The organism is Mesorhizobium sp. M6A.T.Cr.TU.016.01.1.1, from assembly GCF_003952585.1.
GTDB classification, from domain to species: domain Bacteria; phylum Pseudomonadota; class Alphaproteobacteria; order Rhizobiales; family Rhizobiaceae; genus Mesorhizobium; species Mesorhizobium mediterraneum.
Map to the genome: position 1 here is coordinate 1,601,770 of NZ_CP034452.1, position 12,865 is coordinate 1,614,634.

Here is a 12,865-nt window from a genome sequence, read left to right on the forward strand (position 1 = left end):
TGCAAGGCCGCCGACGGCAAAGTTCTCCTCCTCGACAGGCATGTGCTAAGCAGGTTTCGGAAAAGTGTCCCACGGTTTTCCGATAAAAACCTGCGACAAACAAAAACCTATGCAGGCGAAGCATGGCGAAGCCCCGCAAGCCTGCTTAGGTGTCGCGGCGGCAAAATTTGATTCTAGTGTGGTGCGACGCGGATCGCGCCGGGAGGAACTGCCATGTCCGACAGCGCGTTGCCGCTGGTGATCAGCGCGCCCGAGCCACGCACGCTCGACCTGATTTTCACACCCGAGGCACTGGCGAGATTCCGTGCCAAATATCGTATCGTCGAAACGTCGCCCGAAGGCGTCGCGGCCCTGCCGGCCGACGTGCTCGCCGAGGCGCGCTACATTGTCGGCCAGCCGCCGATCGCGCCGGAGACGCTGGAAAGAATGACGGCGCTGCGCTGCGTCTTCAATGTCGAAAGCAACCTCATCAACAACATGCCGTATGAGACGCTGTTTACGCGCGGCATCCATGTCGTCACCACCGGCCTGGTGTTCGCCGAACCCGTTGCCGAGCTCGGCCTTGCCATGGCGCTCAACCTCGCCCGCGACATCGTCGACGCCGATCTCGCCTTCCGGCAGGGCAAGGAACTTTGGGGCGGCGACGGCAACCGGACGGCGCGGCTTCTGTCCGGCGCGGATGTCGGCATCATCGGCTTCGGCGATCTCGGCCGTGCGCTCAACCGGCTGCTGTCGGGCTTTGGCACGCGAACAAAAGTCTTCGATCCGTGGCTGCCGCCGTCGATCCTCATCGAGAACGGCGTCGAGCCGGCTACACTCGACGCGGTTCTGTCGACCAGCGATTTCGTTTTCGTCGTCGCTTCTGTGACCAGCGAAAACCAGGGTTTTCTCGGCGCTGAAGCCTTTGCCAGAATGCGCAAAGGAGCCGCCTTCGTCCTGCTCAGCCGTGCCGGCGTGGTCGATTTTCCGGCGCTGATGGAGGCCGTTCGCAGCGGTCATATCGTCGCCGCCAGCGACGTGTTTCCGGAAGAGCCGCTGGCGCAGGATCATCCCGTGCGCACGCTGCCCGGCTTCCTGCGCTCCGCCCACCGGGCCGGCGCGCTCGACATCGCCTTCAAGCGCATGGGCGACATGGTGCTGGAAGACATGGATCTGATCGACCGCGGCCTGCCGCCGATGCGTTCGAAGCGGGCCGAACGCGAGACGGTGTCGCGGATGCGTTCGAAGCCGGTCGACAAGAACTGAGCCGTCAAGCCAACGCCTGCACGGGTTTCTCAGATGGTGAACGACCAGAACAGGCAGGCCAGCGTCGCTGCGGCGAAGACGACAAAGAACAGACTTCTCAGCAGGATGTTGCGGCGCAGCTCGTTCATGAAGAGATGGCAGCCGACGACTGCTGCGACAAACAGAAAGCGCCAGTTCAGCAGCGCAGGCAGGATATTGCTTCGATCGAAAGCCCATCTGGCGGCGAGGCAGCCAATGATGGCTGCGAACAACACGACGACTGTCCAGAAGATCGCATCCGCGGCGTTCGTCAGGACGACGCTGGCGGCCCTGATCGGCAGGATCATCATCAGCAGCGCGCTGAAGAAATAGACCGATGCAAGCGGGATAAACGTCCCGGCATCGGCGACGTCGTCCAGGCGTTTTGCGCCGATCGCACCATAGGGATAGCCATGCTGGGCCACTGCCAGGCTGAGCGCCATCAGCAAAGCCGTCAATATGGCGACCAGTGCGAATGAAGTGAGGGCTTTGCTCATAAGGGTCCTGTTCGGAACGAATCGAATGAGGACGTTGGTAGCCCATGGTTTGTAAATTGCTGGTAAGCGTCGAGGCCCGGCGCGACAGAGTTTCTCGACGCGCTCACTCCGCCGCTTGAAGGCGTCGCGCCTCGATGATGGTCCTGATCTCGGCGCGGCAGGAGCCGCAATTGGTGCCGGCATTCAGGGTGGCGCCGATCGCTTCGACGCTGCTGCAGCCGCCGCGCACCGCTTCCGCGATCTGATTGGCGCCAACTCCGAAGCAGGAGCATACGATGGCGCCCCGGTCGGCGCGATTACCGCCCGGCCGCCCGGCGACGATCGCCAGCCGCCCGCGCCGATCGGCATGGTCCGCGCTCAACTGCTCCACCGCCCAGCTGCGCGACACCGCTACCGGCTTGGGCGTAAGATAGAGCGCGCCAGCCAGCCGGCTGCCGGCGAAGCGGGCAAAGCGATAGTTCCCGCCGGTGACGTCATGATAGGCGAGCGTCTCGCCTTGCGCGTCCGTCCCGAAAAGCGAGCCTGCGAAAGCCGGCCAGTCCCGGCCGGCTTCCAGCGCAAGCTCGAGGCGCCAGCCGGCGGCGCAGCGGGCGAGGCTCCAATAATCAGCGTCGATCGAGGCCGGCCGTTCGGCAACCACGGCGAAGCCGAAGGCTGCAGCAGCGAAGCGTTCCACGCGGGCAGCAACATTCTTCGAGGCCGGCTGGCCTGAAATAGCATCGGTGATGGGCGCCACCAGCGCATCGACGCGAGCGCGCGCTGAGAACTGGTCCGTCCAGTGCATCGGCACGAAGACCGAGCCTGGCCGCTGCCGCGCTGTCACCAGCGCGCGAACCAGCACCTCGCCATGCACAGTCGAGACGCGCACGATGTCGGCATCGCCGATGCCGAAGTGCTGCGCATCCGCCGGGTGGATTTCGACGAAGGGCTCGGCCAGATGCTGAGACAGTCGCGGGCTCTTGCCGGTCCGCGTCATGGTGTGCCAGTGGTCGCGAACGCGGCCGGTGTTGAGGATCAGCGGATAGTCCAGGCTGGTGCGGGTTTGCGCTGTCGGGCGGACGGCGATGAACTTCGCTTTGCGGTCGGGTGTGTAGTAGCCGCCATTGGCGAAGAAGCGGGTGCTGGGTGAGCTACGTCCAGCTTGAACACCCCCCTCTGGCCTGCCGGCCATCTCCCCCTCAAGGGGGGAGATTGGCGGTTTTGCCGGCTGCGCCCACTCATCAACCTTGGAGACTGGCGAAAGCCGAGCAGCAGGCTGATCTCCCCCCTTGAGGGGGAGATGGCCGGCAGGCCAGAGGGGGGTGCCTGGGCTCGGCGCTGGCCATTGGAAAGGCACCAGCGCGTCGTAGTCTTCTCCATCGGTCCCGGCGTACGCGCCTATATCAAAATCGCGCGCGCCGTCATTCTCGAATGCCGACAGCGCGGCGTGCTCAGCAAAAATCTCCCCTGGCGACGCATGCGAAAACGCTTCGCCAAAACCCATCCGCTTGGCCACTTCGGCGACGATCCACCAGTCGGCTCTTGCCTCGCCGGGCGTGGCCAAAAAGGCGCGCTGGCGCGAGATGCGGCGCTCAGAATTGGTGACGGTGCCGTCCTTCTCGCCCCATGCTGCGGCGGGCAGGCGGACATGGGCGTGGCGGACCGTGTCGGTCTTGGCCAGCACATCCGACACCACGACAAACGGGCAAGCCTTGATCGCCGCCTCGACGGCATCGGCATCCGGCATCGAATCGACCGGGTTGGTCGCCATGATCCACAGCGCCTTGATGCGCCCGTCGGCCACAGCCTGAAACATCTCGACCGCCTTCAAGCCGGGTTTTTCGGCCACAGTCGGCGCGTCCCAGAAGCGCTGCACGCGGTCGCGATGTTCGGGGTTTTCGATCTCCATATGGGCAGCCAGCATGTTGGCCATGCCGCCAACCTCGCGACCGCCCATGGCGTTGGGCTGACCGGTCACCGAAAACGGCCCGGCGCCGGGCTTGCCGATGCGGCCGGTGGCGAGATGACAGTTGATAATGGCGTTGACCTTGTCGGTGCCCGAGGACGACTGGTTCACGCCCTGGCTGTAGACGGTCACCGTCTTGTCAGTCGCGGCAAACAGGCTGTAGAAGCGGCCAAGCTCGTCCTCGCTCAAGCCCGTGGCAGCGGCGATACCGGCAAGGTCGAGCGCCGAGGCGGCGAAAAGGGCTTGCCCGAAGCCGGTCGTGTGCGCGGTGATATAGGTGCGGTCGAGCGCGTTATGCTGGCCGAGATAGGCGAGCAGCCCTGTGAACAGCGCGACGTCGCCATCCGGCGCGATCGCCAGATGCATGTCGGCGAGATCCGATGTCATGGTGCGGCGCGGGTCGATCAGCACCACTTTCATCTCGGGTCGCTTTTCCCGGGCGGCGGCGATGCGCTGGTAGAGCACCGGATGGCACCAGGCGAGATTGGAGCCGACCAGCACGATGAGGTCGGCGAGCTCCAGATCCTCATAACTGCCCGGCACCGTGTCGGAGCCGAAGGCGCGGCGGTGGCCGGCAACCGACGAGGCCATGCACAGGCGCGAATTGGTGTCGATATTGGCCGAGCCGATAAACCCCTTCATCAGCTTGTTGGCGACATAATAGTCTTCGGTCAGCAACTGGCCGGAAACGTAGAAGGCGACCGAATCGGGGCCGTGCTCGGCAACGGTTTGCGAGAAGGTCGAGGCGACGAGGTCGAGCGCTTCGTCCCAACCGGTGCGGCGACCGTGGATCTCCGGATGGAGCAGCCGTCCGTCGAGGTCGATCGTCTCGGCCAGCGCCGAGCCCTTGGAACAGAGCCGGCCGAAATTGGCCGGATGGTCGGGGTCGCCGCGGACGGTCACCTCACCGTCCGCAGCGACCTTCGCCAGGACGCCGCAGCCTACCCCGCAATAGGGGCAGGTGGTCCTCACCTCGCGCGCTTCGTCGATCTTCATGCTCAGGCCGCGCGACTGGCCAGCGCTTCTAGCGCAATGAACAGACGCTCGCCGTCGATCCGCACCGGAATAGTGCGCACCGCACCTTCGTCGGCGCCGAGCGCCTTGCCGGTCTCCAGCGAAATCACCCAATTGTGTAAGGGACAGGTCACCGCCGCGCCATGGACGATGCCTTGGCTGAGCGGCCCGCCCTTGTGCGGGCAATGATCTTCGATGGCGAAGACCTGGTCCTCTGCCGTGCGGAAGACCGCGATCTTACCTTGAGGCGTGGCGACGCAGCGCGCGCCGCGGCGCGGAATGTCTGATATCGAGCCGATTGATATCCAGTTCATCATGATCACTCCGCCGCCTGCGCGAAGCCGACCGAAGCCATCGGCCGGAACTCGTGCTTGTCCTTGCCGGAAACGCGTTCCGACCACGGATCGACCTGCGCGAATTTCTGCGAAAAGACGAAGCGCTCGTAATAGGCCTTGCGCTTGTCGCCATCGTCCATGATCTGGCGCTTGATCTCGGCGATGCCGATGCGCTTGGCCCATTTGTAGATGCGCTCGAGATAGCGGCCCTGCTCGCGATACATCTGCGTCAGCGCCACGATATGCTCCAGCGCCTCGTCCTCGGTCTTGACCAGGCCGAGCACCTCTGTGCCCTTGATGTCGAGGCCGGCGGCACCGGCGAAATGGATCTCGTAGCCTGAATCGACGCAGATCACGCCGACATCCTTGCAGGTTGCTTCCGCGCAGTTCCTCGGGCAGCCCGAGACCGCCATCTTGACCTTGGCGGGCGTCCACGAGCCCCACATGAATTTCTCGATGCGGACACCGAACCCCGTCGAATCTTGCGTGCCGAAGCGGCACCAGTCCGAACCAACGCAGGTTTTCACCGTGCGCAACCCTTTGGCATAGGCGTGGCCGGAGACGAAGCCAGCCTGGCCGAGATCGGCCCACACCGCGGGCAGGTCTTCCTTGCGGATGCCGAGCATGTCGATGCGCTGTCCGCCGGTGACCTTGACCATCGGGATCTCGAACTTGTCGACGACGTCGGCGATGGCGCGCAGTTCGGCGGCATTGGTGACGCCGCCCCACATGCGCGGCACCACCGAATAGGTGCCGTCCTTCTGGATGTTGGCGTGGACGCGCTCATTGATGAAGCGCGACTGGTAGTCGTCGGCATACTCGTCCGGCCAGTCGCAGACCAGATAGTAGTTGAGCGCCGGCCGGCATTTGGCGCAGCCGCAGGAAGTGGTCCATTCCAGCTCCTGCATAACGGCGGGGATGGTCTTCAGGCCCTTGGCCTTGATCAGGCGGCGGACTTCGTCGTGGCCGAGCGTGGTGCAGCCGCACATCGGCTGCACAGCCGCCGGATTGTACTTGTCGCCGATGGTCAGCACCATCAACTTTTCGACCAGCCCGGTGCAGGAGCCGCAGGAAGCGGACGCCTTGGTGTGGGCACGCACGTCGTCGAGCGAGGTCAGGCCCTTGGCCGTGATCGCGCCGGTGATCTTTCCCTTGCAAACGCCGTTGCAGCCGCAGATTTCCGCATCATCCGCCAAGGCTGCAACGGCCGCCATAGGGTCCAGGGAGGCGCCTCCTTGGTATGACTGGCCGAAGATAAGCGTGTCACGCATTTCCGATATGTCGGTCTGCTTCTTCTTGAGGTCGTTGAACCAGGCGCCGTCGGCCGTCTCGCCATAGAGCACGGTGCCGATGATGCGGTCGTCCTTCAGCACCAGCCGCTTATAGACACCGGCCGAAGCATCGCGCAGCACGATTTCCTGGCGGTCGTCGCCCTCGGCGAAATCGCCGAGCGAGAACAGCTCGATGCCGGTGACCTTGAGCTTGGTCGGCGTGTCCGAATGGACGAAGGCAGCAGCCTCGTCGCCGGCGAGTTGGCTGGCAGTGACGCGCGCCATCTCATAGAGCGGCGCGACCAGCCCGTAGACCTGGCCACTGACCTCGGCGCACTCACCGAGCGCATAGATGTCGGGATCGTTGCTGCGCATGCCGGCATCGACGACGATGCCGCGATTGACGGCAATGCCGGCTGCCTTGGCGATTGCGGCGTTCGGCCGGATGCCGACCGCCATGACCACCAGCGTCGCCGGGATGATGGTTCCGTCGGCAAGTTCCACCTGCTCGACCTTGCCGTTGCCCGTGATCGCCTGGGTGTTGGCCTTGGTGATGACCTTGATGCCGCGTTCTTCAACCGCGCGTTGCAGGAGATAGCCGGCGGCGGGATCGAGCTGGCGCTCCATCAGCGTCGGCATGACGTGCAGCACGGTGACGTCCATGCCTTGCGCGTTGAGGCCGGCCGCGGCCTCCAGCCCGAGCAGGCCGCCGCCAATGACCACAGCCTTGGCCCGCGACTGGGCGGCAAGCATCATGGCCCGGACGTCGTCCAGATCGCGATAGGTGAGCACGCCCGGCAGATCGTGGCCGGGCACCGGGATGATAAACGGCACCGAGCCGGTGGCGATGACCAGCTTGTCGTAGGGCTCGGTCACGCCATGATCGGAGGTGACTGTCTTTGCCTGCCGGTCGATGGCGACGATCTTGTGGCCCTTGTAGAGGGTGATGCCGTGCTTGATGTACCAGCCGTCGCCATGGATGATGATCTCCTCATAGGCCTTCTCGCCCGACAGAACCGGCGACAGCATGATGCGGTCGTAGTTCACGCGCGGCTCGGCGTTGAAGATGGTGACCTGGTAGCGCCCAGGCGCCTTTTCCAGGAGATGCTCCAGCATGCGCCCGGGGGCCATGCCGTTGCCGATGATGGCGAGTTTTTCGGTCATATCCTGATCCACTCCGGTCTCACTCAGCCGCGTAGGAAAGGCCTGAAGCTTCGGCAGACGCCGTGCGCTCCATCCGCCGGATGGAAAAATGCATCCAGGCAAAGCAGGTGGCGACGATGACGAAGAGCAGCATGAAGCAGCTCGACCAGACGCCGGTGAGGTCGTTGAGCGCGCCGAAGGCGATTGGCAGGATAAAGCCGCCGAGCCCGCCAATCATGCCGACAACGCCGCCGACCGCGCCGACACTCTGCGGGTAGTAAGCCGGGATGTGCTTGTAGACGGCGGCCTTGCCAAGGCTCATGAAGAAGCCGAGCACGCAGGCAACGGCTATGAAGGTGAGCGGGCCGATCTCGAAATGGAAGGCGATCGGCCCGCTGATGCCATGCACGACGTAGTCTGCCGAGGGGAGAGACAGAACGAGAGTCGCGCCGGCACTGACAGCGAAGGTCCAGTAGAGCACGGTGCGGGCGCCGATCCGGTCGGAAAGCACGCCACCATAGGCGCGGAAAATACTTGCCGGAATTGAATAGGCCGCGCCGATCATGCCGGCGGTCGCAAGCCCGAAGCCGTAGACGCCGATCAGGTAGCGGGGCAGCCACAGCGACAGCGCGACGAATGCACCGAAGGCGAAGAAATAATAGAAGGCGAAGCGCCAGACCTGCAGATTCTTGAGCGGCGCGAATTCCTGCAAGAAGCTTCTCGCGGGCGCTGCCTTGCAGGCACGGCGCTCGCGGATGACCGGATCGTCGCCGGTCGTGAACCAGAAGACGGCGGCCATGACGACGAGTGCTGCCGCCCAGATTAGCGCGACCGACTGCCAGCCCCAGGAGAGAAGCACGAACGGTGCCAGGAACTTGGTGACTGCGGCGCCGACATTGCCGACACCGAAAATGCCAAGCGCCGTGCCCTGCCTGCCGGCCGGAAAGAAACGCGAGACATAGGCGACACCGACGGCGAAGGAACCGCCGGCGAGCCCAACGCCTAGCGCGGCGACCAGCATCTGTCCGTAGGTGTGCGCAAAAGCGAGCAGGAAGGTAGCGACCGCCGCCGCAAGCATGGTCGCGGTGTATACCAGCCGTCCGCCAAAACGGTCGGTCCAGACACCGAGCACCATGCGCACGAGCGAACCGGTGAGGATCGGCGTGCCGACCAGCAGGCCGAACTCCGTCTCGTTCAACCCAAGGTCCTGCTTTATACGCACGCCGATGATTGAAAAGATCGTCCACACCGCGAAGCAGACGGTGAAGGCGATGGTGGACATCACAAGCGCCTGCTGGGGAGCACTGTCCTGGCTGGGCGCGGCTGGGAGATTTGCGGTCAATGTCTGGCTCCGGCTTGCGGCGTGGGAGGCACCGCGGATGTTTGTGGGTGAATGATCAGCGGCGCGGCATCGGCGCGTGCAACGAGACCGGGCTCGCCACGGTCGGGTCTTTGCTTTCCGTCTTTGCGCCGACGGGAAACAGCAGGAGCGCGGCGGTGAACAGCGCCGCCGTCAGCGCGCTGCTGGCCAGAAAATCGCGGCGCGTGAAGTCCGCGAGGGACGCGCCAGTTCCGATCCGTTTCGTCATCGTCGTCTCCGGTTGGGCGCCGCTTGGGACCAGCGCCGTCGATCGCGTAAAAACAAAAAAGCCGCCGGCCAGGTCTTCGCGCGTCCGTCTATCCGGGATCGCGTATGACCTGAGCGGCAGCTTTGCCTGTGGCGCCCGCCATTGGACGCCGTGTCACTTGGCCCTTGCGGACCTACATTCTAAAAAGCAGGAAGCGTGCCAATTCGACAGCGCTCTAGATTACCGAATGAAATCAATGTGAACCGCAGCCGAGCGATTTTTGACCAAGCCCAGCATCGGATCAAAGATTAGTCAGAATGCCTTGCGCAGCAGCATAATATTTGTGCAATGCGATAGATTGCCCATTGCCGATGCAGATTGCCAATTGTCGATGATGACGCGTTTTTCGGTCATGGCCTTATTCCGCGGCTTCGACGAAGCGGTGGCGTTCGTAGAGGAACTTCAGCACCGCCTCGCGGCAGCGCAGGAAGGTCCGGTCGGAGGAAAGCTCGATGCGCCGGCGCGGCCGGGCGAGCGGCACGGGAAGCACCTCGCCGATGGTTGCCGCCGGGCCGTTGGTCATCATGACAATGCGGTCGGACAACAGCACCGCCTCGTCGACGTCATGGGTGATCATGATCGTCGTCGAGCCAAGCCGGGAATGGATATCCATCACTGCGTCCTGCAGATGGGCGCGTGTCAGCGCGTCGAGCGCGCCGAACGGCTCATCGAGCAGCAGGATCTTCGGCTCCATGGCCAGCGCGCGGGCGATGCCGACGCGCTGCTTCATGCCGCCCGAAATCTCAGCCGGACGCTTGTCCCTGGCATGCGCCATCTGCACGAGGTCGAGATTGCGCATGATCCAGTCATGCCGCTCGGCCCGGGTCCTGGTGCTGCCGAACACCTTCGACACCGCCAGGTTGATGTTTTCGTAGACGGTGAGCCACGGCAGCAGGCTGTGGTTCTGGAACACCACGGCGCGCTCGGGACCGGGGCTGTCGACCTCCTTGTCTTCGAGCAGGACCGCGCCGGCGGACACTCTCGTCAACCCGGCGATCAGGTTGAGCAAGGTCGACTTGCCGCAGCCGGAATGGCCGATGATCGAGACGAATTCGCCCTTGTCTATGGTCAGCCGAATGTCCTTCAGCACCTCGCTGACCTGGCCACCGCGGGCGAAGGATTTGTCGATATGGTCGAGTTTCAGGTAGGCCGTCATCGCTCTCTCCTCACTTTGCCGTTGTGCCGCGGGTGACGAAGGCGCCGACCGCCGCGACCAGGCGGTCGAGGCAAAAACCGGTGACGCCGATATAGGCGAGCGCGACGATGATGTCGGGCAGCCGCGACGAATTCCAGGCATCCCAGATGAAGAAGCCGATACCGACGCCGCCTGTCAGCATTTCGGCCGCGACGATGGCAAGCCAGGACAGGCCGATGCCGATGCGCAGGCCGGTGAAGATGTAAGGTGCCGCGGCCGGCACCATGATCTTCACGAAGAATTCGAGCTGGTTGAGCCTGAGGATTCGGGAGACGTTGCGGTAATCCTCTGGAATGTTGCGGACGCCGACGGCGGTGTTGATGATCACCGGCCAGATCGAGGTGATGAAGATGACGAAGATCGCCGACGGGCTGGAATCGCGGAAGGCAGCCAGCGACAGCGGCAGCCAAGCGAGCGGCGGCACGGTGCGCAGAATCTGGAACACAGGGTCGAGGCCACGCATCGCCCAGATCGACTGGCCGACTAGAGCGCCGAGCGCGACGCCGACGATTGCAGCCAGGCCGAAGCCGATGGCGACGCGCTGCAGCGAGATCAGCACTCGCCAGGCCAGTCCGATATCCTGCGGACCATAGTCGAAGAACGGATGGGCGATCAGATCGTAGGCCTCGTTCCACACCTGGCTCGGTGGCGGCAAGCTGGCATTGGGCGACGAGCAGGCGATCTGCCAGATGACCAGCATGACGGCGATAACGACTGCCGGCGGCACCAGCGTACTCGCCAGTTTGCCGGCGATCGCGGCGGGATCGAAGCGGCGCCTCATCTTGGCGGTGAAAGCTATGACCTCTGCGGGCTTGGCAGGCGTGGGGAACGCCTTCACCTTGCTGTCCTCGATGGTTTGGATAGACATTTCGCAAAAAGCTCCTTGAGCACGTGGAGTGACAGGCGGCGCCAACGGCGCCGCTTGTCGTCGACGTCAGGCCGATGCCTTGATCTTGAGGCTGTCGAGATAGGCGGACGGGTTGGCCGGATCGAAGATCTTGCCGTCGAAGAAGGTCTCCACGCCGCGCGACGAAGACGCCGGGATATCGGCCGCCGCGACGCCGAGGTCCTTGGCCGCCTCGCGCCACAGATCTTCGCGGTTGACCTGATCGACCAGTGCCTTGATGTCGGTGGTCGCCGCGAATTTGCCCCAGCGGATGTTCTCGGCGAGGAACCAGCTGTCGTGGCTCTTGAAAGGGTAGGACACGCCACCCTTCCAGAACTTCATGTAGAGGTCGGTGCCGGTGGCAACGCGGCCATTGCCGTAGTTGATGTCGCCCTTGAGGCGCCCGATGATATCGGCGGTCGGCACGTTCATCCATTGTCGCTTGCCGATGATGGCCGCCATCTCGTCCTTGTTTTCCAAGGCTTCGCACCATTGCTGGGCTTCCATGACGGCCATCAGGATCGCCTTGGTGGCATTCGGGTTCTTGTCGATGAAGGCGGCGCGCAAGCCGAGCGCCTTTTCCGGATGGCCCTTCCAGAGCTCGCCGGTTGTGGCCGCGGTGAAGCCGACGCCCTGGTGGACGAGCTGCTCGTTCCATGGCTCGCCGACGCAGAACACGTCCATGTTGCCGACCTTCATGTTGGCGACCATCTGCGGCGGCGGCACAACGATAGTCGAGACGTCCTTGTCGGGATCGATGCCGCCGGCGGCCAGCCAGTAGCGCAACCAGAGATCATGGGTGCCGCCCGGGAAGGTCATGGCGGCCTTCACCTCCTTGCCTTCGGCCTTCTTGGCCGCGAAGGCGTCCTTCAGTTTGGACGCGTCGAGGCCGACGCCGGTGCCGGCATACTCCTGGGCGACGGAAATGGCCTGGCAGTCGTAGTTCAGCCGCGCCACGAGCGCCATCGGCATCGGCTGGTTGTTCTGCGTCACCTTGCCGGTGTGCATCAGGTAAGGCATCGGCGTCAGGATATGGGCGCCGTCGATGCCGTTGGCTTCGCCGCCGAGCATCAGATTGTCACGCGTCGCGCCCCAGGAGGCCTGCTTGAGCACCTCGACATCGGGCATGCCGAATTTTTCGAACAGGCCCTTCTCCTTGGCGATCATCAGCGGCGCTGCATCGGTCAGCGCGATAAAGCCGAGCTTGGCGCCGGTGACTTCCGGAGCTGCCGTCGCCGCATAGGCGCCAGACGGCAGCAGCGCGCGCGCCGCCGCCAGCGTTGCCGCGGTGGCAGCACTTGCCATCAGAAAATTGCGGCGGGTCATGCCCTCGAGAGGGGCTTCAGTCTTGATGCGTTTCGTCATCGTCGTCTCCCGTTGGGCACTGCTTGGGATCAGCGCCGTCGATTGCGTGTTCGGTCAAAACAAAAAAGCCGCCGGCCAGGCCGCGCGCGTCCGTCCATCCGGGATCGCGTGTTGACCTGAGCGGCAGCTTTGCCTGTAGCGCCCGCCATTGGACGCCTGTTCCGTGACCCCGAGAAGAGTCTGCCTATTGCAAAGCAGGAACCGTGCCAGTTTCGGAATGGATGACAAACATCAATGAGATCAATGGTATGCCACAACCGTCGGCGCGCTGGCCCGCTGGGCGAGCAAGCCAAAGATTGTTCATTAGCGCCGTTGCACGCATA

General features: G+C 63.9%; 10 protein-coding genes. 1 reads left to right on the forward strand and 9 read right to left on the reverse strand.

Features of this window, described 5'->3' with window-relative positions; translation table 11 throughout:
* Nucleotides 1-213: 213 nt before the first annotated feature.
* Complete coding sequence (locus tag EJ075_RS07415; protein ID WP_126103902.1) at nt 214-1,245, forward strand: hydroxyacid dehydrogenase; 1,032 nt, start codon at nt 214-216, stop codon at nt 1,243-1,245.
* A 29-nt stretch (nt 1,246-1,274) separates the two neighbouring features.
* On the opposite strand, the gene EJ075_RS07420 is transcribed toward EJ075_RS07415, so the two are convergent.
* From EJ075_RS07420 to EJ075_RS07460, 9 genes are all read right to left on the reverse strand, one after another.
* Entirely contained in the window at nt 1,275-1,760 is a 486-nt protein-coding gene (locus tag EJ075_RS07420; RefSeq protein WP_095484329.1) for a hypothetical protein, read from the reverse strand.
* Between the two features lie 103 nt (nt 1,761-1,863).
* Nucleotides 1,864-4,701, reverse strand: a complete 2,838-nt coding sequence (locus EJ075_RS07425) for a nitrate reductase (RefSeq protein WP_126103903.1) — start codon at nt 4,699-4,701, stop codon at nt 1,864-1,866.
* Nucleotides 4,702-4,703: 2 nt separating this feature from the next.
* Nucleotides 4,704-5,033 carry a nitrite reductase small subunit NirD gene (gene nirD, locus EJ075_RS07430; RefSeq protein WP_095485045.1) on the reverse strand — a complete coding sequence of 110 codons (330 nt, stop codon included), beginning with the start codon at nt 5,031-5,033 and terminating at the stop codon, nt 4,704-4,706.
* 5 nt (nt 5,034-5,038) lie between these two features.
* Nucleotides 5,039-7,489: a nitrite reductase large subunit NirB gene (nirB, locus tag EJ075_RS07435; RefSeq protein ID WP_126103904.1), complete on the reverse strand. Its 2,451-nt coding sequence runs from the start codon at nt 7,487-7,489 to the stop codon at nt 5,039-5,041.
* 19 nt (nt 7,490-7,508) lie between these two features.
* Nucleotides 7,509-8,810, reverse strand: a complete 1,302-nt coding sequence (locus EJ075_RS07440) for a nitrate/nitrite transporter (RefSeq protein ID WP_095484332.1) — start codon at nt 8,808-8,810, stop codon at nt 7,509-7,511.
* Between the two features lie 55 nt (nt 8,811-8,865).
* The gene (locus tag EJ075_RS07445; RefSeq protein WP_126103905.1) at nt 8,866-9,057 is read right to left on the reverse strand and encodes a hypothetical protein; all 192 of its coding nucleotides are present in this window, start codon (nt 9,055-9,057) and stop codon (nt 8,866-8,868) included.
* Nucleotides 9,058-9,454: 397 nt separating this feature from the next.
* Nucleotides 9,455-10,252 carry an ABC transporter ATP-binding protein gene (locus tag EJ075_RS07450; protein ID WP_095484335.1) on the reverse strand — a complete coding sequence of 266 codons (798 nt, stop codon included), beginning with the start codon at nt 10,250-10,252 and terminating at the stop codon, nt 9,455-9,457.
* A 10-nt stretch (nt 10,253-10,262) separates the two neighbouring features.
* Entirely contained in the window at nt 10,263-11,159 is an 897-nt protein-coding gene (gene ntrB, locus EJ075_RS07455; protein WP_095484336.1) for a nitrate ABC transporter permease, read from the reverse strand.
* A 66-nt stretch (nt 11,160-11,225) separates the two neighbouring features.
* Nucleotides 11,226-12,542: a CmpA/NrtA family ABC transporter substrate-binding protein gene (locus EJ075_RS07460; protein ID WP_126103906.1), complete on the reverse strand. Its 1,317-nt coding sequence runs from the start codon at nt 12,540-12,542 to the stop codon at nt 11,226-11,228.
* Nucleotides 12,543-12,865 lie beyond the last annotated feature (323 nt).